We start from the raw sequence: 25,436 nt of genomic DNA, 5'->3' as shown, positions 1-25,436 counted from the left end.
ATTCCACTTCCATTATCAAGATAACATATTTTCTCTATTTTTGCAAACGCTTACTAAAGAGATCGCCTCCTAACTTTCTCGTTTCCGTCTTTTACTAATTTTTCATTTTATGTTATAATTGAAACAATTGTAACGAATCAAGGTCAATCTAGACACAAAATGGAATGAAATCAAGCAAATCTCTGCTAAAAGTTTGGAATAAGCTGACCTGTAAAATAGAAAGGAACTATATGATTTACAAAGTTTTTTACCAAGAAACAAAAGAACGTAGCCCACGTCGTGAAACTACACGCGCACTTTACCTAGACATCGATGCCAGCTCAGAACTTGAGGGCCGTATCGCTGCTCGCCAACTTGTCGAAGAAAATCGCCCAGAGTACAATATCGAGTATATCGAACTCTTGTCTGACAAATTGCTAGATTACGAAAAAGAAACTGGCGCCTTCGAAATTACGGAGTTCTAATATGGCCTATACTCTTAAACCTGAAGAAGTCGGCGTTTTTGCCATCGGTGGTCTGGGAGAAATCGGGAAAAATACATACGGGATTGAATACCAAGACGAGATTATCATCGTCGATGCTGGGATTAAATTCCCAGAGGATGACTTGCTAGGTATCGACTATGTCATTCCTGACTACTCTTACATCGTGGACAATATCGACCGCGTCAAGGCTGTCTTAATCACACACGGACACGAGGATCACATTGGTGGGATTCCATTCCTGCTCAAGCAAGCAAATGTCCCTATCTATGCTGGACCGCTTGCCTTGGCTTTGATCCGTGGGAAACTCGAAGAACACGGCCTCTTGCGCAACGCCAAACTTTACGAAATCAACCACAACACTGAGTTGACCTTTAAAAATCTCAAGGCAACTTTCTTTAGAACGACTCACTCTATTCCAGAACCTTTGGGGATTGTCATTCATACTCCTCAAGGGAAAATTGTCTGTACAGGTGACTTCAAGTTCGACTTTACTCCAGTTGGAGAACCTGCGGACTTGCACCGTATGGCAGCCCTTGGTGAAGAAGGTGTTCTCTGTCTTCTGTCTGACTCAACAAATGCGGAAGTGCCAACCTTTACCAACTCTGAAAAAGTCGTTGGCCAGTCCATCATGAAGATTATCCAAGGCATTGAAGGACGTATCATCTTTGCATCCTTTGCCTCAAATATCTTCCGTCTCCAGCAAGCAACTGAAGCTGCTGTTAAGACTGGACGTAAGATTGCGGTCTTTGGTCGTTCTATGGAAAAGGCCATTGTCAACGGAATCGACCTTGGTTACATCAAAGCTCCTAAGGGAACCTTTATCGAGCCAAATGAAATCAAAGATTACCCTGCAGGCGAGGTTCTGATCCTCTGTACAGGTAGTCAGGGCGAGCCGATGGCAGCCCTCTCTCGTATCGCCAACGGAACCCACCGCCAGGTACAACTCCAACCAGGTGATACAGTTATCTTCTCTTCAAGTCCAATCCCTGGAAACACTACTAGCGTCAACAAGCTAATCAACATCATTTCTGAAGCTGGTGTCGAAGTTATCCACGGTAAGGTTAACAATATCCATACCTCTGGACACGGTGGCCAGCAAGAGCAAAAACTTATGCTCCGCTTGATTAAGCCTAAGTATTTCATGCCAGTCCATGGTGAATACCGCATGCAAAAAGTCCACGCTGGACTAGCAGTGGATACTGGTGTTGAGAAGGACAATATCTTTATCATGAGCAATGGTGATGTGCTTGCCCTTACTGCAGATTCTGCTCGTATCGCAGGTCATTTCAACGCCCAAGACATCTATGTCGATGGAAATCGTATCGGTGAAATCGGCGCAGCTGTCCTCAAAGATCGTCGTGATCTATCTGAAGACGGTGTCGTTCTAGCAGTCGCAACTGTTGACTTCAAATCGCAGATGATTCTATCTGGTCCAGATATCCTCAGCCGAGGCTTTGTCTACATGAGAGAGTCTGGTGACTTGATTCGCCAAAGCCAGCGTATCCTCTTCAATGCAATTCGTATCGCACTGAAAAACAAGGATGCTAGCGTGCAATCTGTCAATGGTGCCATTGTCAACGCTATTCGTCCCTTCCTCTATGAAAATACCGAACGTGAACCGATCATCATCCCGATGATCCTCACACCAGATGAAGAATAATACTCTTCGAAAATCTCTTCAAACCACGTCAGCTTCGCCTTGCCGTATATATGTTACTGACTTCGTCAGTTCTATCTACAACCTCAAAGCAGTGCTTTGAGCAACCTACGCCTAGCTTCCTAGTTTGCTCTTTGATTTTCATTGAGTACAAGTCAACAAAACAGCCCCGTCTTCGGAGCTGTTTTTCTCTATGCTTTCTTTTCTTGATTTTTAGAAATACTACGATTTTTACCTTCAAGATACACCATCAAAATAGAAATATCTGCTGGGTTTACTCCCGAAATACGGCTGGCTTGGCCGATGGTTTCTGGATTGATGAGTTTGAACTTCTGACGGGCTTCCGTCGCGATAGAATCAATGTCATCCCAGTCGATATTGGCTGGAATGCGTTTTTCTTCCATGCGTTTCATCTTGGCAACCTGATCCATGGCTTTGGAAATATAGCCTTCGTACTTGATTTCTGTTTCAATCAATTCGATAATCTTGTCATCCAAGTCCTCTGCAGCTGGTCCGATGAAGGCCACCACATCTTGATAAGAAACTTCTGGACGGCGAAGGAATTCCTTGGCTGTCACTGCATCTGTCAACGGCTTGAAGCCCATCTCCTCAACCTTGGCATTGGTTTCCTTGACTGGCTTGAGTTTGATACTGTCTAGGCGCTTCATCTCATTTTCAAATTGATTTTTCTTGATTTCAAAGCGAGCCCAGCGTTCATCGTCCACAAGGCCAATCTCGCGTCCCATCTCTGTCAAACGCATATCGGCATTGTCATGACGGAGAATGAGACGGTATTCAGCACGACTGGTCAAGAGACGGTAGGGTTCAATGGTTCCCTTGGTCACCAAGTCATCAATCATCACTCCGATATAACCGTCACTGCGCTTCAAAATCAACTCAGGTTTACCTTGGATTTTCAGAGCCGCGTTGATACCAGCGATAATCCCTTGGCCAGCTGCTTCTTCGTAACCTGACGTTCCATTGGTCTGACCAGCAGTGAAAAGACCTGAGATTTTCTTGGTTTCCAGAGTCGCACGCAACTGATGAGGCAAGACCATATCGTACTCAATGGCATAACCTGTTCGCATCATCTCTGCATTTTCCAAACCTTTGATAGAATGAACAAGTTCACGTTGCACATCTTCAGGCAGACTGGTTGAAAGACCTTGAACATAGACTTCTTCTGTATTGCGCCCTTCTGGCTCAAGGAAGAGTTGGTGGCGTTCCTTGTCCGCAAAGCGCACAATCTTGTCCTCAATCGATGGGCAGTAACGAGGTCCCACTCCCTTGACCACACCTGTAAACATAGGCGCACGGTGGAGGTTGTTTTGGATAATTTCATGACTGGTACCATTGGTGTAGGTCAACCAGCATGGAACTTGGTCTTTGACATAGTCCTCATCACGTGAAGTGTATGAGAAGTGATTTGGCGCTTCGTCTCCTGGCTGAATCTCGGTCACATCGTAGTTGATAGAAGAAGCCTTGACACGTGGAGGCGTTCCTGTCTTGAAACGACCAATTTCGAGACCCAATTCCTTGAGATTGTCAGCAAGGTTAATAGAAGCGAGGCTGTGGTTAGGACCTGATGAATACTTAAGGTCTCCAATGATAATTTCCCCACGGAGGGCTGTCCCTGTCGTCACGATAACAGCTTTGGCAGCATATTCTTGATGAGTCGCTGTACGAACACCGACAACCTTGCCATCTTCCACCAAAATCTCATCAATCATGGTCTGACGAAGGGTCAGATTTTCTTGATTTTCAACCGTCTTGCGCATTTCCTTAGAGTAAAGCTCCTTGTCAGCCTGCGCACGAAGGGCACGGACAGCCGGCCCCTTCCCTGTGTTGAGCATCTTCATCTGGATGTAAGTCTTGTCAATGGTCTTGGCCATTTCACCACCAAGGGCATCGACTTCACGCACGACAATTCCCTTGGCAGAACCACCGATAGAGGGATTACATGGCATGAAAGCCAGCATTTCAATGTTGATAGTCGCAAGCAGGACCTTACAGCCCATACGGCTAGCGGCCAAGGAAGCCTCGACCCCAGCGTGTCCCGCACCGATTACAATAATATCGTATTCTTCTGTAAAATTATAAGTCATATTTCTCTCCTATTCCTCAAGATGAATGTGTCTTAGTTGGCCGTCCCAATCTGGCAGGGCTATTTTTAAAAAGGCTGGGACTAGATTGATACCCTCAAGCTTGTCTATGTCAATCCATTCACAGGGCTGCGATTTTTCATCTTCCTGCATGGTCAATGGGGCATCTTCAAGCAAATTCACTAGATAATGAAACTCGATATTGTGATAAGAAACACCGTCCTGTTCAAAACGATTTTCAACTACAAAAGCTAGTTGCCCAGCTTGAGCTTTGACACCCAGTTCTTCCCTCACTTCGCGGACTACCGCTTCTTCCGTTCTTTCATTGACTTGGATCGCACCGCCAATAGTATAGTACTTGCCCTTATCTTTGGTGACTAGGAGCTTGCGGTTTTGAAGAATCAAGGCTGTCGCCCGAACACCAAAAACTGTATTTCCTACTTTTGTCCGAAAGTCTTGTTGAGTCATTCTTGTCCTTTCCCTTAAACGACACAAAAACAGTCAAAACTCCAAAGAAGTGCAGGACAAAAAAGCCTGCAACATCCATGAGCTTTGACCATCATTTCTATTGCTTTTATTATTGTAGCAAATTGAGAAAATTTGTCAATCTAAATGTACTGACAAACTTGTCCATCGCGGTAAGCATTGTCAATCAAACCACCACCTAGACACTCTTCGCCATCGTAAAAGACAACTGCCTGTCCTGGTGTAATCGCGCGTTGCGGTTCTGCAAAGATAACCTCTGCCTTATCTCCTTTGACATGGACGGTCACCTTAGAATCAGGCTGACGGTAGCGGAATTTAGCCGTACATTCGAGCGTAAACTCCTCTGGCATTTCACGAGTAAAGTGGACTTGACTGGCTTCTAGGCTGGTTGACATGAGCGAGTCATGGTAGAAACCTTGGCCGACATAGAGAATATTCTTGCTTAGGTCTTTTCCGACAACGAACCACGGCGCGTTGTCACCACCGTGTTGGCCACCGATACCGAGACCTCCACGCTGACCAATCGTATAGTACATAAGACCTGCATGCTCGCCCATATCGCGACCATCTACAGTCATCATGCGACCTGGCTGAGCTGGCAGGTAGTTGCTGAGAAAGTTTTTAAAGTTCTTTTCTCCGATAAAGCAAATCCCTGTCGAGTCTTTCTTCTTAGCAGTCGCAAGGCCTGCTTCTTCTGCTAGTCTGCGAACTTCAGGCTTTTCCAAATGCCCCAGTGGGAACATGGTTTTTTGGAGTTGTTCTTGCGAAAGTTGGCTAAGGAAATAGGTCTGGTCCTTGCCATTGTCCACACCACGAAGCATGTGAACAATGCCATCCTCATCACGCGCCACTCGAGCATAGTGCCCAGTCGCTACATAGTCTGCACCCAAGGTCATGGCATAGTCCAAAAAGGCCTTGAACTTGATTTCCTTGTTGCACATAACATCTGGATTTGGTGTACGCCCTGCACGGTATTCCGCTAGGAAATACTCAAAAACGCGGTCCCAGTACTCTTTTTCAAAATTGACAGAGTAGTAGGGAATGCCAATCTGGTCTGCCACCGCAGCCACATCCTTGTAATCTTCGGTCGCCGTACAGACGCCGTTTTCATCTGTGTCGTCCCAGTTCTTCATGAAGATACCGATCACATCGTAGCCCTGCTCCTTGAGAAGAAGAGCCGTCACCGACGAATCAACACCACCACTCATCCCCACGACAACACGTGTTTTAGAGTTATCACTCATGGTAAGTCTCCCATCTATTCGTTTATTCACGATTGAAGGTCGTGTGTGCTTCACGATTGAAGGTCGCTTGAGCAGTATTCATTATAACACGCTTGGTTAGAGAAGACAAGAAAGAGGCTGATAATCTGACAGCCTCTGATATTCTCTTTCACTAACTACCTTTTATAATTTAAGTCAAGTTAGAAGATTTTTGACAACATAGCTACATCCCGTTTCACAATTCAATGATACGATGACATTGTTGAGCTACATAAGCATCGTGGGTCACGATAATGACTGTTTTCCCCTCTCTATTCATCTCTAAGAGAAACTTCAAGACCAAATCTCTATTTTCAGGGTCCAGCGAACCTGTCGGTTCATCGGCTAAAATCAGCTGGCTGGGTTTTAAGATGGCTCTAGCCACTGCAATTCGTTGTTGTTCGCCACCAGACAACTCGGAGACCTTTTGGTGCAAAGTAGCTGGCAAACCTACTCTCTCTAAAATCTCTTCCACCTTTTTGAGCTTGTCTTTCTTGGACAATTTCACATATTTCAGCGCCAGCATGAGATTGTACTCGACCGTTTCATCATCAATCAGGGCAAAATTTTGAAACAGATAAGAGATATGTTCACGGATTATTGTTTGTGACTTGGCAGAATTAACCGCTAGATTTGTCTGACCAAAAATCTCATACCGTCCGCTATAATCACCATCTATCAAACCTAATAAATTTAACAAGGTTGACTTACCACTACCACTTTTTCCAACGATGGCAACCAAATCTCCCTGATCAATCCTGAGAGACAAGTGATCCAAAATCACTTTTTCTCCAATGGTTTTGGTAATATTTTCTAACTCAATCATAAGATGCCCCCTTTCAATAATTCTACTAGACTTCTTTTCTCCATCCTAGAAGCCAAGACTAGCACAAATAGTATATCCAGACATGTAAAGCCTGCAAACAGCAGGAGTGGCAAGAGCGCATGGGCAAAGAAAATCAATACTAGAAGAGGGAGACTATAGCCCAACAAGAGCAGAACTAGAAGAGGGCGGTAGCGATCGACCAGTTTCCACCCCATAAATTTCTTGGTAATGATGTCCCTGCGCTTCAATAAGAAAGTTGTTACTAGTAAGAAGTAGGAAATCATCATGCTAAGGAGACCAAACAAAGCAAAGAGTATATTAAGATTTCGAACTGCATCTCGATAAGAATCTACTTTCTCTTGTTGAATGGCTTGAAGCGATGAAAATTTTAAATAATTCCCATCTGATAATTTCTCAACTAACTCCGTAATCACTTTTTGATTTTGTTCTGTATTTTCAACTTTCATAGGATTGTTTAAACCTGTCGTTGACAAGCGAGTCTTTTCTTCCCACATCATGTCTTGATCATTTACCAGACTAATAATTGGATTGTGGAGGTTTTCCTTTCGCTCATTATTATAAGGGAAGAATGACCAATCTCCTTCATAGTAGGCAATCTCTACATCCATATCTTCTATCCTTTGCTTTTGCTGATCTTCATACCTCAGAGAAAGATAGGCGATGGATTTTCCCAAGAACTGATTCTTACCTTCTTGTCCTTTATCACTGGCTGGCATTAAAATAACTTTTTTAGTGCTGGTATCTGGTAACTTGAATCCCTTGCTCTTTAGAAAATTGCTATTAGCATAGTAAACATCTACCTTATCAGGCAGTTGGTACTGCTGTACTTGTTCAGCTTTGATGACTGGTTTGATAGGAAGACTCGCACTTCGCACATAATTTACTTGTATTTTTGCTAGCAAATCTTGATAAAATTGGTAGAAATAATCTGTAGATTTCCCTGACCCTGCTAGCTCTTCTTGCCACAGGTTATCATTGAGTTGGAAGGTTTCTAAGGTCAAGTAATTCCCTTGGCTTACCCACTGTTGCTGATAAGCAAGTTCTTTGTTTTCTTGTTCTAGACTTCTGCCTACCCCAATCAGTAAGGCCGTCAGTAAAATAGTTGTCCCTATTTTCATCACATAATTGAAGATGAGACCAAGTTTGACAGATGAAAAACCTTTCAACATGGAACTAACTGTCATTTTCTGAATCATCAGGTAGGTCAGCCAACTGATGAACAAATACAACTGTAAAAGCAGAAATTGGGATAAGAGTAAACTTGGGAACAGAAGTTTTGGCCTGTAGTCCAGCACTAAAAATAGTCCCAAGTCAATGACAAGACTTCCACCCAAGAGAAGATAAAAATTAGTCTTTACAAAACCAGCTAAAATCGCTCCGCTTTGAAAACCAAGTAACTTTTGAACCCCCACTCGTTTCATCTCCATCATCGGCTGATAAACTGTTACTAACACAAGAAGTAAAATAGCCAAGACAAAAACAATGGCAGATAAAAGCAAATCTCGATTTATGACTTCCACTGCACTTTTATAGGTAGGCTCTAGCAAGGTAGCCTGGTCTATCTTGAAAAAATCGCTCCATTTCTGTACAATCCTATCCTTATCCATCTCTTGTGTAGAAGTTATCGTATAGCGACCATTTAAACTACGAGATGTATCCTTGATATAGGTTTGAAAAGTTATAAGCTGAATAGGCTTGGCTTTTAGAAAGGTCGGAATCGTACCAAGTTTATTAGAAATTTCTTTATTACTGTAGACTCCTTCACCATCTGTGGTAAAATCAAGAGAAGAAATCCCAAACTCTTGGTAGGGGAAGGTATCTTTATCAAAAACACCAGACTTGATTACCTCATCACCACTGTCTGTTTTGATGATGGAGACCTTGTACTCCTTTGATACATCCTCAAAAAATCGAAGAACAGACGCTGCAGGTTCGTTAATATCTTTCAAATACAAATCCAAAGAATCTACAGTCTTTCCCATTTCCCGAATCCGAACTGCTTCACGTGTGTAGTTTACATTAAAAACAAAAAAAGTGGTACACAGCAACAGCAGAAACATACAAAGATGACTGATTTTTTTCATAGAGATACCTCCCGTGAAGAGACTAAACTGGGAAAAACTAACTTTCCAATAAAGCCACACAGTGATTCTCTCAGCTTGATTATGTTCAAGGCTGAAAACACTATGTGGTTTTTGAATGTTTAGAGGTTAATTTTTTGAGCAATTGTCAATCAGAATGTCCGTTTATCTGTCAATAACCCGAGAAAATCTTGTCGTTTCAAGTCGGAGAAGTGTTTGGTAGAAAGACTTCCTTTTTGAAGTCCATCATCTCTAACCTGCAAATAATAGCTATGTTGGCTTGTTTTAATTGTCAAAAAATCGCCAAATATAAAAACTCTTTTCCAGTTGCGAATCTCAAATTCTTTCATCTCTGATTTTGGAATGCGGATAAGTCCTTGTCGCAAATCACGATGGTGCTCACTTGTGAAAGTCATCCCATTCCCAAGATTTCTTATCAGTAGTTCATCTGGAGTCACCATCACCAGCGCAATTTTAGTTAAGAAAATTTCAACCGTTGGTGGTAAAATCGCTAGATTAAACCAAGGGTGTAAGTAGCGATAAGCTAAGAAATAGTTAGGTTCCTCACCCAATCCTAGTTGTTTATATAAGGTCTTGACTTCACTATCTAACCTCGCTTCAAAAGACACATCTGAATGCTCCTCTTCCTTCTTCTGATTAAAATAACGCATCCAGACTAGGAAACCTATAAAGACTAGGACAAATATTCCTGATAAGAGATATTTTAAATTGTAGTTCATCGCTTAACCTCCTGATTTATCGGTTTAATCTAATCAACATAGGGTAGGGACGACTTATATTATGGTATATTGAAGTTAGAACAACAACTACATTAAATTTAGCTAAATTAGATGAGGTAACTTTAGCTTATTAACTTTAGTAAGCAAGAGAGAGTCTTATTTTTTCTTTTTATCATTGAAAAAATAAAAAATAAAATTTTCAGTCATCAGTGTTACAATAAAAAGTTCAATTAAATCAGTTAATTTTATCCTCATCCTAAACCAAATAATATAGGCTAAGATAGTGCAAACCGTTACTGTATATTTTATTGGTTTAAACATTTTAAACTATACCATGACAAAGTAGCTAAAATTGCCGCACCAGAAGTTTTTACGGTAGATTTTAATACCAATTTTGCAATCTTTGGCCACGCTTTCTTTTGAATAAGTCCTGATAGCCCTCCCAGACCTCCACCGAATATATCTGTTAATAAATTTATTCCTAAAAAGTCTATAGTTGAATCCATCATACAACTCATCCAACTCCTAGAATAAAAATCAGACTTCATATTCGACAGAACTATATCTGTTTCCTTTGGATCCGATAATATTCGAATTCCCTCCGCTATATAAGGAGCTTGTGCTTTACCATAAGTCTGTTGTAAAGCATCCATATCAATCACTCGATTACCATTTTCATCCAAGTAACTAGCAATTTCAAATAAATAACGAAATTCAGATGCTATTTCTCTTTCTTCGGAAGTCAATTGAATACTAGGTGATGAATTGTCATCCGCATAAGCCACAAAGCTAGGTATTGACACTGCGCTCAACATCGTGATAATCATCAACAAACTTAAACTTTTACTCAATCTATTAAACATCTTTCTACCTCCAGTCTATCGGTTATTCTATTCAATTGTCATAAAAGCAATTTAAAAATATAATTTTAGTTCCCCTATTATACATTATTTAAAAATAATCCATTGGACTCACCTTCCTTCTTTATTAAAAACGAACTCATCACATCGGCCATTTCCATGGGAAAACCGTAGCAATGCTGAATAAGAAAGCAAGAACAACTAAAAAGCGAAAAACTTTTTTATTCATACTTTTTTCCTCCTATCTGTATTTTGTATCTATAGTATACCTCTTCTTTACTCTATTTTAAAATTAGTTAACTTTTTTCACACATTATTTTAGCTTTCTTTTTTACTATTCCTGTTATTATGATAAAATATTTTTAATAGGATTTTATTATTTGTTAACTTTTTTCACGAAAAGGAGAAAATTATGCGTTATGATTTCGGAAAGGTCTATAAAGAAATACGCGAGTCAAAAGGATTGACCCAAGAAGAGGTCTGTGGAAATGTCATCTCAAGAACCAGCCTATCAAAGATTGAAAGTGGCAAGGTAACTCCCAAATATGAAAATATGGAGTTTCTTCTTCGGCAAATCAATATGAGTTTTGAAGAGTTTGACTATATCTGCCATCTCTATCAACCGAGCCAACGAACAGAAATCATGCAAACCTATCTCAATATGAGCTCAATCCTAGGGACTAGTGAACTCGAAAAACTATTTCAAAAATGCCAAAACTATCTCAAGACCCATCATGACCTCCCTATAGAAGAAATCAGGGATATGCTGGAAGTTGTCATTCATATCCGTCAACATGGTACAGAGCAACTATCAGACCAAGTGAAACAGACTATCAAAAAGCTTTGGGAAAAAATTGAAAAACAAGACACATGGTATGAAAGTGACCTAAAAATCCTCAATACCATCCTTTTCAGCTTGCCCATTGAACACCTCCATCTCATCACTGGAAAAATCTTGCAACGCTTAGAAGTCTATAAAAACTATCAACATTTATATGACTTGCGAATGACAATTCTATTAAACCTTTCCACACTCTATCTATACAATCAAGATAAAAACATGTGTAAGCAAATCTGCTACACTTTACTGGAGGATGCCAAAAACAAGAAAAGCTACGATATGCTTGCTATCTGCTATGTCCGTATCGGGATTTGTACAGACGATTCTAAACTTATCCAAAAAGGTTTCTTACTTCTAGAGTTAACCGAGGAAACTTCTATGCTGTCTCATCTCAAAAAGGAAGTAGAGACATATTATCAACCGAAGAAAATATAAAAAGTCGAGGGATTTCCTCGACCTTTTCATATTATTCTGTTCGTTAATTCTTAATACCAGCCGTTGTTAAGCCAGAAGTTTTTAGCGGCTGTCCATGAACCGTAACGTCCTGCAACGTAGGCATCTGCTACACGTTCTTGGTTTTCTGCTGAGTAGTCACCGTTCAAGTATGAATCTGTCAATTGGTAACGTCCGATGTAACGTCCGTTTGTAGCTGTGTAGCTACCGCCTGATTCTTTTTGAGCAATCCATTCTTTAGCTTCTGCTTCAGATCCGCTTACAGTTGCAGCTGGTGTTGAAGCTTCTGTTGATACAACAGTTTCTTCTGCTACCGCTTCGCTTGCCACTGGAGCTTCTTCTGCTACTTCTGTAGTTTCTGCTACTGGAGCTGAAACAGTTTCATCTTGAGCAGCTGGTGCTGCATAAGTAGTTGGCGCTGGTGTTGTAGCAGGCGCTACAGGACCATCGATAACCAACTCTTGACCAACATAAATTAAATGAATGTTGTCAATGTGGTTGTTTTCTGCCAATTTCTCAACAGTTGTATTGTGAGTTTCAGCGATTTCTGAAAGTGTATCACCTTCTTTAACTGTGTAAGTTGATGATTCTTGAGCAGATACAAATGATGGAGCAAATACTGCAAACAAGGCAGCTACTCCTGCAAGAGTTGTTTTAATCTTTTTAGTTGTTGATTTCATATTTGAAAATTCTCCTTCTTTCTATAGTTCTATCATACCCTTTAAATATTACCGTTTCTTGACACTTTTATGTAGAAATATTACAAAATTATTTTTTATTTCCCTAAATAAGCTATTTTTTGTTACAAAAGATGCTTTTTTATGATATTTGTAGTGTAAAAAGGTTTTCATCCACAATTAAAGCCAAGACCTTCATTCTTTGATATAATAGAGATAAGAATTTTTATAAGGGGAAACTGATGAAATCACTTCGTTTTCAATCTGTCTTTGATATCATCGGACCAGTTATGATTGGCCCATCTAGTAGTCATACCGCTGGGGCTGTTCGTATTGGGAAGATTGTCTCTTCCATTTTTGATGATACTCCGACAGAAGTCGAATTCCAACTTTTTAACTCATTTGCCAAGACCTATCGCGGTCACGGAACAGACCTAGCCCTTGTTGCTGGTATTTTAGGCATGGATACAGATGATCCTGAAATCCCAAACAGCCTGGAAATTGCCCACAAGCGCGGCATCAAGATTGTCTGGACCATTCAGAAAGACAGCAATGCCCCTCACCCAAACACTACTAAAATTACCGTTAAAAATGCCCACAAGACCATCAGCGTGACGGGTATTTCTATCGGTGGAGGAAATATTCAGGTCACCGAACTCAATGGCTTTGCCGTTTCTCTCAATATGAATACACCGACTATCATCATCGTTCATCAAGATATTCCAGGTATGATTGCCCTCGTAACAGAGGCCCTTTCTCGCTATGATATCAATATCGCCCAGATGAATGTCACTCGTGAAAAAGCTGGTGAAAAAGCTATCATGATTATAGAAGTCGACAGTCGCAACTGTGATGAGGCCATCGAAGAAATTCGAAAAATCCCTCATCTCCACAATGTCAATTTCTTTAAATAGGAGGAAGCATGTTTTATTCTATCAAAGAATTGGTCGAGCAAGCAGATCTGGACTTTCAAGGAAATGTCGCAGAACTTATGATTACAACAGAGTTTGAACTGACAGGTCGCGAACGTGAAGAAGTCTTCCTTCTCATGGAACGCAATCTGGAAGTCATGAAAGCCTCTGTCCAACTTGGCCTCAATGAAAATAAATCTCGTAGTGGCCTGACAGGTGGAGATGCTGCCAAATTGGATCACTACATCAAAAACGGAAAAACTCTGTCAGATTACACGATTCTCTCTGCTGCCCGAAATGCTATCGCAGTCAATGAACACAATGCCAAAATGGGCTTGGTCTGCGCTACTCCGACCGCAGGAAGTGCTGGCTGTCTCCCTTCCGTTCTCACTGCTGCTATTGAAAAATTAGACCTCAGCCACGAGCAACAGCTAGATTTCCTCTTTGCTGCGGGTGCCTTTGGACTAGTCATCGCAAACAATGCCTCTATCTCAGGTGCTGAGGGTGGTTGCCAGGCCGAAGTCGGTTCTGCCTCTGCTATGAGTGCTGCCGCCTTGACTCTGGCTGCAGGTGGAACACCCTACCAAGCTAGTCAGGCTATTGCCTTTGTCATTAAAAATATGCTGGGCCTCATCTGTGACCCTGTTGCCGGCTTGGTCGAAGTTCCCTGTGTCAAACGCAATGCCATGGGAGCTAGCTTTGCTTTCATCGCAGCAGACATGGCCTTGGCAGGTATCGAATCTAAAATCCCTGTGGATGAAGTTATCGATGCCATGTACCAAGTGGGTTCAAGCATGCCAACTGCCTTTCGTGAAACAGCTGAAGGTGGACTTGCTGCCACCCCTACTGGTCGTCGCCTCCAAAAAGAAATTTTCGGAGAATAAGCTTATCAAATAGGAGAAATCATGACCTCTATCTCAGCTATCTTTTTCGACCTGGATGGAACCCTCGTTGACAGTTCTATCGGGATTCACAATGCCTTTACCCATACCTTTAAGGAGCTAGGAGTGCCTAGCCCTGATGCCAAAACGATTCGTGGTTTTATGGGACCGCCCCTCGAAAGTAGTTTTGCGACCTGCCTGCCCAAAGAACAAATCGCTGAGGCTGTCCAGATATACCGTTCTTACTACAAGGCAAAAGGCATCCATGAAGCTCAACTCTTTCCTCAGATTGTAGACTTGCTTGAGGAGCTATCGAGCAGTTATCCACTCTACATCACCACGACAAAAAATACTCCAACCGCTCAAGACATGGCTAAAAATTTAGGAATCTATCATTTCTTTGATGGCATTTATGGTTCCAGCCCTGAAGCACCTCATAAGGCAGATGTCATTCGCCAAGCCTTGCAGACACATCAACTAAATCCTGAACAAGTCATCATCATCGGTGATACCAAGTTTGATATGCTGGGAGCTCAAGAAACAGGCATTCAGAAATTGGCAGTCACTTGGGGATTTGGAGAGCAGGCAGATTTACTAAACTATCAACCTGATTATATCACCCACAAACCCTTAGAAATTTTGGAGTATTTTCAATAATATAGACTGGGCGACAACACCATTTCAGAAGAAAATGAGGCAAGCTTCTACATAACAAAACGCATATTACCAAGGTTCAAGACCTGATAATATGCGTTTTCTTTTTTTATTCAACGTGGGTTGTTTGATTGGCAAAGGCGATAATGGCTTGTTTCAACTCATCTCCTCTGAGAGTTCGGAACTCTTCAATCTTTTGATCGATGGCTTCTAGAGGCATGACATTAACCTTACCAACGAAAATCTTATCCATAACTTGGTTATCAACAAGTTCGGTTGATACCAAGAGTTCTTCGTAAAGTTTTTCACCTGGGCGGATTCCAACTTCAACGATTGGAATTTCACTTTCGGTGTGCCCACTTAGAAGGACCATTTTCTTGGCCAAATCATAAATCTTGACTGGTTTGCCCATATCAAGGATAAAGACTTCTCCATCCTTGGCATAAGCACCAGCATGGATAACCAAACGGCTAGCTTCTGGAATGGTCATAAAGTAACGGGTCATGCGGAAATCTGTCACCGTTACAGGACCACCTTCAGCAATCTGACGTTCAAAGACTGGAATCACACTACCACGGCTACCAAGAACATTTCCAAAACGAACTGCACAGTAGGTCGATTGGCTACGTTGGTTAAAGCCAGTGACAATCAACTCCGCCACGCGCTTGGTTGCTCCCATAACATTTGGTGGATTAACCGCCTTATCTGTCGAAATCATAACCATCTTAGGTACTTTGGCTTCATCAACAGCCTTAGCAACATTGTAGGTTCCACGTATATTGTTTTTGAAGGCTTCTTTTGGATTGCGCTCCATCATCGGAACGTGTTTGTGGGCAGCCGCATGATAAACAATAGCTGGCTTGTACTGCTCAAAGACTTGCAACAAACGATCATAGTCTTGAATATCGGCAATCACAGGTACATAATCAATCCCTTGGAATGTACGAATCAATTCATGATACACAAGGTAGATTGAATTTTCCCCATGACCGAGCAAGACAATGCGTTCAGGATTGAAGCGACTAACTTGGCGACAGATTTCAGAACCGATTGAACCACCAGCCCCTGTGACTAAGATGGTCTTACCTGTCAGTTCTGCACCCAGACGCGATTCGTCAAGACGAATTTCCTGACGGCCCAAAAGGTCTGTGATATCAATCTTCTGGAATCCTCCACCTGCTTGGTGAAGTCCCTGAACAACTGTTTCAACCTTAGGCATCTTGTAACATTTGACACCCAGCTTATTACACATCTGCAAGATACGCTCATATTCTGACGGATCCAGCGATGGAATCGCAACGATAACACGCTCGATTTGATGGCGTTTGGCTAATTCAGGCAGATCATCATATGAACCCAAAACAGGGATTCCACCAAGTTTTTGGCCCTTTTTCTTAGCATCCTTATCCAAAATACCGACAAGTTCTAATTCACTAGTTGGATGTTGGTAACTATCCATAAAGAGAGCCCCACCATCACCAGCACCAATCAAGAAGGTCCGACGGTGTTCTCCATCACCACTTCCTTTTTTGCGTCTAGAGTAGATTAACTGCCAAGTAATCCGTGGCAATAAAATCAAGAAGGTACTAAACAAGATAAAGAGAATGATGAAACGGATTGAAAAAAGTGGCAAGAAGGCATAGCAGATACTATATGACAAGATGCTGCTCGCAGTCACACCAAAAAAGATTTTCAGAAAGTCCGTAATCTTGCTGTAACGACTAATACTAGCGTTTAATCCCCAAAATCCAATCATCAATTGATAGAACAGGAAGGCCAGACTCGTATAGATAATGTAGTCAACAGGTGCTGGATTAATCAGCCCATAAAATAAAATATAAGATACAATGATGGAAACCACCATACTCAAAATATCAAATATTCCCCAGAAAACCTGCTTTTGTTGTTTATTTAAAATTTCCACCAGATCAATCACATAATCTGTTAGTTTTTTATTCATAGAAATTTACTCCTCCTTAAAAGAGTTTTACTATATTGTTATTGTAGCATATTTTAATTTATTTGGCTTATTTTTCCAAATAAATTACTGTTCCCTTGTACTCTTTCTTCCATTTAAATCCTCTAATTAAACCTACAATCGTCCCAAGGCCATAAGCAAAGTGAATGGAAAATAAAAGAAAGGGCATCACAATTAGAAATCCATTTTTATGTTTTAATAAAGTCAGCAAAGTGAGTAATGACAAAAGTAGAAAATAAGCACCTAATAGTAAAGTTATGAATACGAATGTGATCGGTAACAATGCTAGACTAAACACAAGACTCAAAACAAATAAACAAGGAACATAGTGAAATAATGATAAACACTTAGGCTGAACATGACTTGTCAAGCCAATCCACAAACCATTTGAATACTTTTGATGCAGCATTTTCTTGAATGTTGGTCGAATATACTGATAAGATAGAATACTTGGGCTATAGCGGATTTTATAACCATGTTCTCGAATTCTATAATGAATATCATTATCTTCAGTTCGGCCAAGTTGCTCATTTACTAAACCAACCTTCTGGAAAACCTCTCGTTTATACATCCCATGAAAAATAGAAGAAACATATCTATCCTCGGAACTATTTCGATAATTGGCAATGCTACTGCCAAACATATTTTCCTCAACAAGATGCAAGGTCTCTGCCCATTTTCCCTTTCCTTCAACAATCGTCGGTCTAGGTCCCCCACAGACAGATTCACCTTGTTGAATAACAGCCACATTATTCATTACAAAACTCTCAGTAACTTTTGAATGAGCATCAATTTTTAAAATAAGGTCCCCTACAGAATGTTTAACTCCCAGGTTAAAACCACTAGCTTGATTTTTCTTAGGATTGTTATACAATCTAATTGAGTTAAACTCTGTGTCTTCTTTTATAAATTGCTGAATGATGGCTGTTGTCCCATCTGTAGACATAGCATTTATAAATAGAATTTCAATATTTTCTTTAGGATAGGTTTGATTTTTTAAGTCCTCAATTAGACCAGGCAGATATTTTTCTTCATTGTATGCACTGATTACAATGGATACGAGAAGACTTTCAACATTTTGAGTCACTACTACTCTCCTGAATTTTTCCTTCCACTATTTTATCATAATTTTCAAGACTTTCCTATTTTTATCTTGAAAGCCAGAAACCTTACTTGACATTATAGGGAAAAAGCCTTAAAATAAGCTGTTATTAAAATCAGCTAGAAGAGGTATTATATGAAAAAGCAATCACTCTTTTTTGTTCCAGGTATTATCCTGATTGGTGTTTCCTTGCGGACTCCATTTACTGTTTTACCCATTATTTTGGGAGATATTTCGCAAGGTCTGGGGGTAGAAGTTAGTTCACTTGGTGTCTTGACCAGCCTTCCCCTCCTCATGTTTACTCTCTTCTCGCTCTTTTCTACCCGATTGGCTCAGAAAATTGGCTTGGAGCATCTCTTCACCTACAGCCTCTTCTTCTTGACCATCGGTTCTCTCATTCGACTAATCAATCTGCCTCTCCTCTATCTAGGAACCTTGATGGTTGGGGCAAGCATCGCAGTCATCAATGTTCTGCTTCCTAGTCTTATCCAAGCCAATCAACCAAAGAAGATTGGTTTTCTGACCACCTTATATGTAACTTCTATGGGGATTGCGACGGCTCTGGCTTCCTATCTAGCCGTGCCCATTACACAAGCCAGTTCTTGGAAAGGGCTTATCATCCTCCTCACCCTGCTCTGCCTAGCAACTTTTTTGGTCTGGCTGCCTAATCACCGCTATAATCACAGACTGGCTCCACAAACCAAACAAAAAAGCAAAACAAAGGTCATGCATAATAAACAGGTCTGGGCAGTGATTGTCTTTGCAGGTTTTCAATCCTTGCTCTTTTACACCGCTATGACTTGGCTACCTACCATGGCCATCCATGCAGGTCTATCCAGTCACGAAGCTGGCTTGCTGACTTCTATCTTCTCTCTGATTAGCATTCCTTTTTCAATGACTATCCCAAGCCTAACAACCAGCTTATCTACTCGCAACCGTCAGCTCATGCTCACTTTGGTTTCACTCGCTGGTGTGGTCGGCATTTCCATGCTCTTCTTCCCAATCGGTAATTTCTTTTACTGGCTTGCCATCCATCTCCTCATCGGAACCGCAACTAGCGCCCTCTTCCCTTATCTCATGGTCAACTTTTCACTCAAGACAAGCGCCCCTGAAAAGACTGCTCAATTGTCTGGTTTGTCTCAAACAGGAGGCTATATCCTAGCAGCCTTTGGGCCAACCCTCTTTGGTTACAGTTTTGACCTGTTCCACTCTTGGGTACCAGCTGTAGCTACCCTCTTGCTCGTCGATATCCTGATGACTATGGCCCTCTTTACAGTGGACAAAGCCGATAAAATCCTCTAAACTTCTAGTTTTTCCTAGAAGTTTTTTATATATAAAAATTTTACACATTTCTCTTGACAGGGCTTTCTTTTAGATGTACAATGTATGTGTAGAAAAATTATATATAAAAATCTTACACATTAGAAAAGGAGGTTCCCCATGTACTTTCCAACATCCTCTGCCTTGATTGAATTTCTCATCTTGGCCGTACTGGAGCAGGATGATTCTTATGGTTATGAGATTAGCCAAACCATTAAGCTGATCGCTAATATCAAAGAATCTACACTCTATCCTATCCTAAAAAAATTGGAAAGCAATAGCTTTCTGACAACCTATTCTAGAGAGTTCCAAGGTCGCATGCGCAAATACTACTCCTTGACAAATGGTGGTATAGAACAGCTCGTGACCCTAAAAGATGAATGGGCACTCTATACAGACACCATTAATGGCATCATAGAAGGGAGTATCCGCCATGACAAGAACTGAATACCTGACTCAGCTAGAACTCTATCTCAAAAAACTGCCTCAGGCTGACCAAATTGAAGCCATGGACTATTTCAGGGAACTCTTTGACGATGCTGGAGTCGAAGGAGAAGAAGAACTCATCGCTAGCTTGGGAACTCCAAAAGAAGCAGCCCACGAAGTTCTCTCCAATCTCCTCGATAAAAAAATCAATGAGGCACCCACTCAAAAGAATAACCGACAAATTTTGCATATCGCCTTGTTAGCTCTCCTTGCAGCACCCATCGGTATTCCTCTGGGAATCGCCATCCTCGTGTCCCTGTTCGCAATCCTTGTGGCTGCTTTGACTGTCATTCTGGCTTTCTTTGCGATTTCCATACTTGGTATCATCGGCGGATTCCTATTTTTAGTTGAAAGTTTCACTGTCCTCGCCCAAGCTAAATCAGCCTTTATCTTGATTTTCGGTTCTGGTTTACTGGCTATCGGTGCTTCTTCTCTGGTTTTACTAGGTATTTCCTATGTAGCTCGCTTCTTCGGCCTACTCATTGTTCGCCTGGTACAATTTGTTCTCAAAAAAGGAAAGAGAGGTGATCAGCATGCGTAAATTGACAAAAGGATTTCTCATCTTTGGTGTGGTGACTACTGTTATCGGCTTTATCCTGCTCTTTGTAGGAATCCAATCTGACGGGATTAAGAGCCTACTTTCCATGTCCAAAGAGCCTGTCTATGATAGTCGGATGGAAGAGCTGACATTTGGCAAGGAAGTCGAAAACCTAGAGATTACGCTCCACCAACACGCGCTGACCATCACGGACTCTTTGGATGATCAAATCCACATTTCTTATCATCCATCTATTTCTGCTAACCATGATCTTGTCACAAATCAGAACGATAAAACGCTAAGCCTCACTGATAAGAAACTGTCTAAAAGTCCGTTTCTCTCTTCTGGAATTGGCGGGATTCTCCATATCGCAAGCAGCTACTCTAGTCGTTTTGATGAAGTTATTCTCCAATTACCAAAAGGAAGAAGCCTAAAAGGAATCAACATCTCAGCCAATCGCAGACAAACCACCATCATAAATGCTAGTCTTGAAAATGCAACTCTCAATACAAATGGCTATCTCCTCCGAATTGAAGGAAGTCGTATCAAAAACAGTAAACTCACAACCCCTAATATCGTCAATATCTTTGATACAGACCTTACAGATAGTCAGCTAGAGTCAACAGAGAAGCACTTCCACGCTGAAAATATTAAAGTATATGGTAAAGTAGAACTATCTTCTAAAAATGCGCTCAGTATCATGCTAACTCAAAAAGAAAGCCAAGAAATTAACTTAGACCTCTCGAGTCACCATGGTCCTATTTATCAGTTATCGAGAGATGAGAGTCAACGCCACCCCAACGAATTAAGCAACCCTTACAAAACTGAAAAAACTGATGCAAAAGGTCAACTCATCGCTAAGGCTGATGATTATATTAGTCTTGAAACTACAGCTAACAGACCTTAATAAACCTATTTATATCGACCACTATGACACATAACCCACTAAAAAGGAGGTTCTACCATGAAACAAGAATGGTTTGAAAGTAATGATTTTGTAAAAACAACAAGCAAGAACAAGCCTGATGAACAAGTCCAAGATGTTGCAGACAAGGCTGAAGAAACTATAGCCGATCTCGATACGCCAATTGAAAAAAATACTCAGTTAGAGAAGGAAGTTTCTCAAGCTGAAGTCGAATTGGAAAGCCAGCAAGAAGAGAAAATTGAAACTCCTGAAGACGGTGAAGCGAGAACAGAAATAGAAGAAAAGAAGGCATCCTATTCTACTGAAGAAGAGTCAGACCTTCCTAGTGAAACCGAAAAAGTCACTATAGCTGAAGAGAGTCAAGAAGCACTTCCTCAGCAAAAACCAACCACGAAAGAGCCCCTTCTTATCAGTAAATCCTTAGAAAGTCCTTATATTCCCGACCAAACTCAAAAATCTACAGATAGATGGAAAGAGCAAGTGCTTGATTTTTGGTCTTGGCTAGTGGAAGCTCTCAAATCTCCTACAAGCAAGCTTGAAACAAGTAGCACACACAGCTACACAGCCTTTCTCTTGCTCATTCTGTTTTCTGCATCTTCCTTTTTCTTTAGTATCTACCACATCAAACATGCTTACTATGGACATATAGCAACTATGCATAATCACTTCCCTGAACAATTTGCTTCATTAAATCTATTTTCGATTATCTCTATCCTAGTAGCAACAACACTCTTCTTCTTTTCATTCATCTTGGGTAGTTTCGTTGTGAGACGATTTATCCACCAAGAAAAAGACTGGACGCTAGAAAAGGTTGTCCAACAATATAGCCAACTCTTGGCAATTCCAATCTTCCTCACTGCCACTGCTAGTTTCTTTGCCTTCTTTGACAGCCTGCGATTTACAGCCCTCTTGTGTGTGATTAGCATTGGAATCATTCTGCTTGCCAGTCTCCATATCATTACAAGACCAAGTCAAGCAAGTGAAACCGACTCCTTCTATCAATTATTCTTGTCTGTCCTTGTGAACGGAGTCATTATCCTCCTCTTCTTTGTAGCTGAAGTGGCACTAATTGGGGATTATCTTCGTATCTTGGCCTTTCTTTAAACTTCATACTCTTCGAAAATCTCTTCAAACCACGTCAGCTTCGCCTTACCGTAGATATATGTTCCTGACTTTGTCAGTCTTATCTACAACCTCAAAACAGTGTTTTGAGCAGCCTGCGGCTAGCTTCCTAGTTTGCTCTTTGATTTTCATTGAGTAGCAATCCTGTCTTTCATGGCAGGATTTTTCTATGCCAAAAAGCAAGTCGATTGACCTGCTTCTGCTTTACTCTTCTTGTGCTAATGCTTTAAAATCTTGTCCCAAGATGGATTGCACTTCTAATTGATTGGCATCTAGTTGATGGTAAGATGCTGATGGTAGTGACTCTAGGAATTTTGCATAGTCCAAGCGAGCGATAGCTTCATAGTCTTCTGGTTTAGAGCCATCTCCTGTGATTTGAACCAAGTCAATTTCCCACTGCACTTCCTTATCCAGCAATTGCTCAATATAGGCTGCAGGAACAAATGGTTCTATCGGTAAAACAGTCTTGACGCCTTGAGCTAGATGGTAAACACCGTGCACTTGGCCTTCTCCATCCTGATAGAAGGAAACTCTTGCAAAGTAGGCATCTGTCTCTTGAACCGCACGCACACGCGCTTCAAACTGTGCTAATCCATCTTCCTCTAAAAAACTTTTCAAGTCCTCATGACTAAAGAAAATAGGATTAAAAATTCCTTGGCAAATCGTAAAACGGGCTGCAGTGTCTGCCAGATGAGCTTGAATACCTGCTTGGAAATAAGCTTCAAAGTCAAAACCATTTAGCCCTTCAATCTCAGTTCCTGTATAAGCAATCAGAGCATCTAAAAATGATTTGATAATCTGCCAGTCTGTCTGCGTTAGTAGGTCAGGAAGATCGACACGATAGGCCTTTTGACCATCAGCATAACTGACCTTAAAGAGAAATTGTGATTGCCCTACTATTGCACATTCGATATACTCGAGACGGTTAAGTGGCTGACGGAGATAGATAGCATCATAACTATGCGACTCCAAACCATCTAGCAAGGCCAAGGTAGACTTGGCAGTCAAAATTTCCTGTTCTCCTAAAATGCTCTGTTTATTTGGAATAAAAAATGTTTTCGTCATAACTGGACTCCTTTGAAATCGTTTACATATAGTATACCCTATTTTCCTGAAAGATACAGAAACAAACTTTAGATTTTTGAGTAAAAAGCATAGAAAAACAGCCCCTGAGGACTGTTTGATCTTATACAGTAGCTGCTTGATCCAAGCTTTCACCGATAGCGGCTAGGCGCTCGACCACTTCAGCTTGTGTCAATTCATTTTCTGAAACATAGCGGTTACGTGGGTGAACACGGCACTCGTGTGAGCATCCACGAAGGTACTTGTCTTCATTTTCTTCTGATGTCAAGATACGACGGTTACAGAATGGATTTCCACAGTTGACATAACGTTCACATGGTGTTCCATCAAACCAGTCTTTCCCTACGATGGTTGGGTTGACATGGTTGACATCTACGGCGATACGCTCGTCAAAGACGTACATTTTCCCATCCCAAAGTTCGCCTTGGACTTCTGGGTCTTTACCGTAAGTTGCGATTCCTCCGTGCAATTGGCCGACATCTTTGTAGCCTTCACGGACCATCCAGCCTGAGAATTTCTCACAGCGAACGCCACCTGTACAGTAAACCACGACACGCTTGTCCATGAATTTTTCTTTGTTATCACGAACCCACTGTGGCAACTCACGGAAGTTGCGAATGTCTGGGCGGATAGCTCCACGGAAATGTCCTAGGTCGTACTCGTAATCGTTACGTGTGTCAAGGACAACTGTATCTTCGTCAAGAAGGGCTTCTTTGAACTCTTTTGGAGACAAGTAGGCACCTGTTGTTTCAAGTGGGTTGATGTCGTTATCAAAGTCGTTGTCTTCCAAACCAAGGTGGACAATTTCTTTCTTGTAGCGAACAAACATCTTCTTGAAGGCTTGTTCATTTTCTTCGTCAATCTTGAACCAGAGATCTTCCATTCCTGGAAGGCTGTGAACGTAGTCCATATATTTTTGAGTTGTTTCGTAGTCACCTGAAACTGTTCCGTTAATTCCTTCGTCAGCGACTAGGATACGACCTTTAAGGCCGATTGATTTACAGAAAGCCAAGTGGTCTGCAGCAAATTGCTCTGCATTTTCAATTGGAGTGTAAAGGTAGTAAAGTAAGACACGAATATCTTTTGCCATAAGATTTGTTCTCTTTTCTATTCTTAAATTTTCAGAATTTTTCATCTATCTATACTAGTATACCTGCTTAAGAAAACGAATGCAATTTATTTGACTGGAAATTTTTAGAAAGCGACCTGTCACTACACTTCATCAGTAGCCATAGCGAATAGCTGATAATTCTCTCAATTTTTTGATTTGCTCAGCTTGACTTTCTGACAAACTTAGCTTGTTATCAATCAATACGCGCGCAAGGTCAACGTTCATTTGACTCAAAATAAATGGAGTAGAGGTCCCATCGTCCTCTAATCGTCTTTTATAACTCACTAACAGATTTTTCAAAGGAGTCAGTTGAGGCGTATCTTTTATATCTTCCAATAGATGATCTATGATCGTCATGGCTTCACAACGTCTTTCACTTCCTCCAGCAAACCATTTTAATGGTGTCATACTCATTTACCTCCTGAAACTCACTTATAAATTTGATAAAATATCATTCCTAACTCTCGTACCAATATTTTACCCAAATACCCTGTGTAAAAAAGTCAGCAAAAATGGTAATGTCGCGAAAATATTATTAATCACATGCACCGCATAGGAAGGATAAATGCTCTTGGTATGGCGGGTCAAACTAGCAAAGATGATGCCAGATGTTGCAAAGACGAAGATATCTAACAAACTAGGCAGGCTTGAAAAATGAGGAAGAGCAAATAAAATTGACGGAAGAAGCAAATCAAGGCCAAATCTCGAATGCTTAAAAAAGGCGTGTTGCAGTAATCCTCTATAGATTAGCTCTTCCATAAGTGGAGTCAGAAAGAACAAAGTTATATAGATACCTAGCTCAGCAAAGTTGGTCCCACTATAACCGATCAATAC

General features: G+C 41.1%; 24 protein-coding genes and 1 pseudogene. 11 read left to right on the top strand and 14 right to left on the bottom strand.

The annotated features are described in order from the left end of the window. Nucleotides 1–230: 230 nt before the first annotated feature. Together HT734_RS02330 and HT734_RS02325 are read left to right on the top strand one after the other, a co-directional pair. The gene (locus HT734_RS02330; RefSeq protein WP_000639572.1) at nucleotides 231–464 is read left to right on the top strand and encodes a DNA-dependent RNA polymerase subunit epsilon; all 234 of its coding nucleotides are present in this window, start codon (nucleotides 231–233) and stop codon (nucleotides 462–464) included. A 1-nt stretch (nucleotide 465) separates the two neighbouring features. Then, nucleotides 466–2,145 (top strand): ribonuclease J, encoded by a 1,680-nt coding sequence (locus HT734_RS02325; protein WP_000331983.1) that lies wholly within the window; start codon nucleotides 466–468, stop codon nucleotides 2,143–2,145. Between the two features lie 188 nt (nucleotides 2,146–2,333). On the opposite strand, the gene mnmG is transcribed toward HT734_RS02325, so the two are convergent. The 7 genes from mnmG to HT734_RS02290 form a co-directional block, all read right to left on the bottom strand. Continuing rightward, on the bottom strand, nucleotides 2,334–4,247 hold the full coding sequence (gene mnmG / locus HT734_RS02320; RefSeq protein WP_050248647.1) for a tRNA uridine-5-carboxymethylaminomethyl(34) synthesis enzyme MnmG: 1,914 nt from the start codon (nucleotides 4,245–4,247) through the stop codon (nucleotides 2,334–2,336). Between the two features lie 9 nt (nucleotides 4,248–4,256). After that, nucleotides 4,257–4,712 carry an NUDIX hydrolase gene (locus HT734_RS02315; protein WP_173277681.1) on the bottom strand — a complete coding sequence of 152 codons (456 nt, stop codon included), beginning with the start codon at nucleotides 4,710–4,712 and terminating at the stop codon, nucleotides 4,257–4,259. Nucleotides 4,713–4,852: 140 nt separating this feature from the next. Continuing rightward, nucleotides 4,853–5,974 (bottom strand): tRNA 2-thiouridine(34) synthase MnmA, encoded by a 1,122-nt coding sequence (mnmA, locus tag HT734_RS02310; protein ID WP_001282946.1) that lies wholly within the window; start codon nucleotides 5,972–5,974, stop codon nucleotides 4,853–4,855. Between the two features lie 214 nt (nucleotides 5,975–6,188). Then, entirely contained in the window at nucleotides 6,189–6,818 is a 630-nt protein-coding gene (locus HT734_RS02305) for an ABC transporter ATP-binding protein (protein WP_173277683.1), read from the bottom strand. Continuing rightward, entirely contained in the window at nucleotides 6,815–8,923 is a 2,109-nt protein-coding gene (locus tag HT734_RS02300) for a bacteriocin-associated integral membrane family protein (protein ID WP_173277685.1), read from the bottom strand. Before HT734_RS02300 ends, HT734_RS02305 begins: the two co-directional genes overlap by 4 nt. Before the next feature lie 149 nt (nucleotides 8,924–9,072). Then, nucleotides 9,073–9,660, bottom strand: a complete 588-nt coding sequence (locus HT734_RS02295; protein ID WP_153196097.1) for a hypothetical protein — start codon at nucleotides 9,658–9,660, stop codon at nucleotides 9,073–9,075. Between the two features lie 305 nt (nucleotides 9,661–9,965). Continuing rightward, complete coding sequence (locus tag HT734_RS02290) at nucleotides 9,966–10,523, bottom strand: hypothetical protein (RefSeq protein ID WP_033684457.1); 558 nt, start codon at nucleotides 10,521–10,523, stop codon at nucleotides 9,966–9,968. Nucleotides 10,524–10,932: 409 nt separating this feature from the next. Between HT734_RS02290 and HT734_RS02285 the strand changes: the two genes are divergently transcribed. Continuing rightward, the gene (locus HT734_RS02285) at nucleotides 10,933–11,796 is read left to right on the top strand and encodes a helix-turn-helix transcriptional regulator (protein ID WP_173277687.1); all 864 of its coding nucleotides are present in this window, start codon (nucleotides 10,933–10,935) and stop codon (nucleotides 11,794–11,796) included. A 50-nt stretch (nucleotides 11,797–11,846) separates the two neighbouring features. On the opposite strand, the gene HT734_RS02280 is transcribed toward HT734_RS02285, so the two are convergent. Further along, nucleotides 11,847–12,494 (bottom strand): LysM domain-containing protein, encoded by a 648-nt coding sequence (locus HT734_RS02280; protein ID WP_173277689.1) that lies wholly within the window; start codon nucleotides 12,492–12,494, stop codon nucleotides 11,847–11,849. A gap of 239 nt (nucleotides 12,495–12,733) precedes the next feature. Between HT734_RS02280 and sdaAB the strand changes: the two genes are divergently transcribed. From sdaAB to HT734_RS02265, 3 genes are read left to right on the top strand one after another with little or no spacing between them, the layout of a single operon-like run. Further along, a complete protein-coding gene (sdaAB, locus tag HT734_RS02275) occupies nucleotides 12,734–13,405 on the top strand; it encodes an L-serine ammonia-lyase, iron-sulfur-dependent subunit beta (protein WP_000838909.1) in 672 nt (223 codons plus the stop codon). An 8-nt stretch (nucleotides 13,406–13,413) separates the two neighbouring features. After that, a complete protein-coding gene (sdaAA, locus tag HT734_RS02270; RefSeq protein ID WP_049509903.1) occupies nucleotides 13,414–14,286 on the top strand; it encodes an L-serine ammonia-lyase, iron-sulfur-dependent, subunit alpha in 873 nt (290 codons plus the stop codon). A 21-nt stretch (nucleotides 14,287–14,307) separates the two neighbouring features. Further along, complete coding sequence (locus HT734_RS02265; protein WP_173277691.1) at nucleotides 14,308–14,940, top strand: HAD family hydrolase; 633 nt, start codon at nucleotides 14,308–14,310, stop codon at nucleotides 14,938–14,940. Between the two features lie 106 nt (nucleotides 14,941–15,046). On the opposite strand, the gene HT734_RS02260 is transcribed toward HT734_RS02265, so the two are convergent. Together HT734_RS02260 and HT734_RS02255 are read right to left on the bottom strand one after the other, a co-directional pair. Further along, nucleotides 15,047–16,897, bottom strand: coding sequence for a nucleoside-diphosphate sugar epimerase/dehydratase (locus HT734_RS02260; protein WP_173277693.1), 1,851 nt, complete (start codon nucleotides 16,895–16,897; stop codon nucleotides 15,047–15,049). Between the two features lie 53 nt (nucleotides 16,898–16,950). After that, nucleotides 16,951–18,002 (bottom strand): annotated as a pseudogene (locus HT734_RS02255) (glycosyltransferase family 2 protein). 150 nt (nucleotides 18,003–18,152) lie between these two features. On the opposite strand from HT734_RS02255, the gene HT734_RS02250 reads away from it, so the two are divergent. The 5 genes from HT734_RS02250 to HT734_RS02230 all read left to right on the top strand — a co-directional run bounded on the left by HT734_RS02250 (nucleotide 18,153) and on the right by HT734_RS02230 (nucleotide 22,390). Continuing rightward, the gene (locus HT734_RS02250) at nucleotides 18,153–19,319 is read left to right on the top strand and encodes an MFS transporter (RefSeq protein ID WP_153192719.1); all 1,167 of its coding nucleotides are present in this window, start codon (nucleotides 18,153–18,155) and stop codon (nucleotides 19,317–19,319) included. A 138-nt stretch (nucleotides 19,320–19,457) separates the two neighbouring features. Beyond that, the gene (locus HT734_RS02245) at nucleotides 19,458–19,784 is read left to right on the top strand and encodes a PadR family transcriptional regulator (protein ID WP_049551925.1); all 327 of its coding nucleotides are present in this window, start codon (nucleotides 19,458–19,460) and stop codon (nucleotides 19,782–19,784) included. Continuing rightward, nucleotides 19,771–20,364, top strand: a complete 594-nt coding sequence (locus HT734_RS02240) for a DUF1700 domain-containing protein (RefSeq protein WP_153192721.1) — start codon at nucleotides 19,771–19,773, stop codon at nucleotides 20,362–20,364. The genes HT734_RS02245 and HT734_RS02240 overlap by 14 nt, the downstream gene beginning before the upstream one ends. Next, nucleotides 20,357–21,268 carry a DUF4097 family beta strand repeat-containing protein gene (locus tag HT734_RS02235; protein WP_153192723.1) on the top strand — a complete coding sequence of 304 codons (912 nt, stop codon included), beginning with the start codon at nucleotides 20,357–20,359 and terminating at the stop codon, nucleotides 21,266–21,268. The genes HT734_RS02240 and HT734_RS02235 overlap by 8 nt, the downstream gene beginning before the upstream one ends. A gap of 57 nt (nucleotides 21,269–21,325) precedes the next feature. Next, nucleotides 21,326–22,390, top strand: a complete 1,065-nt coding sequence (locus HT734_RS02230) for a DUF6574 domain-containing protein (RefSeq protein ID WP_173277695.1) — start codon at nucleotides 21,326–21,328, stop codon at nucleotides 22,388–22,390. Nucleotides 22,391–22,612: 222 nt separating this feature from the next. Here the strand turns inward: HT734_RS02230 and HT734_RS02225 are convergent, their stop codons facing one another. From HT734_RS02225 to HT734_RS02210, 4 genes are all read right to left on the bottom strand, one after another. After that, nucleotides 22,613–23,473, bottom strand: a complete 861-nt coding sequence (locus HT734_RS02225) for a DUF4299 family protein (RefSeq protein WP_173277697.1) — start codon at nucleotides 23,471–23,473, stop codon at nucleotides 22,613–22,615. A gap of 121 nt (nucleotides 23,474–23,594) precedes the next feature. Continuing rightward, a complete protein-coding gene (locus HT734_RS02220) occupies nucleotides 23,595–24,581 on the bottom strand; it encodes a rhodanese-related sulfurtransferase (protein WP_020902652.1) in 987 nt (328 codons plus the stop codon). Nucleotides 24,582–24,713: 132 nt separating this feature from the next. After that, nucleotides 24,714–25,010, bottom strand: coding sequence for a bacteriocin immunity protein (locus HT734_RS02215; protein WP_169435149.1), 297 nt, complete (start codon nucleotides 25,008–25,010; stop codon nucleotides 24,714–24,716). Nucleotides 25,011–25,079: 69 nt separating this feature from the next. Next, nucleotides 25,080–25,436 (bottom strand): CPBP family intramembrane glutamic endopeptidase (locus HT734_RS02210; RefSeq protein WP_173308465.1); only part of this gene is annotated, 357 nt, incomplete at its 5' end.

Origin of the sequence: Streptococcus sp. k-90 (genome assembly GCF_013277565.1) — a bacterium.
In the GTDB taxonomy this organism is placed as follows: domain Bacteria; phylum Bacillota; class Bacilli; order Lactobacillales; family Streptococcaceae; genus Streptococcus.
The sequence above is the reverse complement of the archived record's forward strand: the minus strand, read 5'-3'. Positions and strand labels throughout refer to the sequence as shown.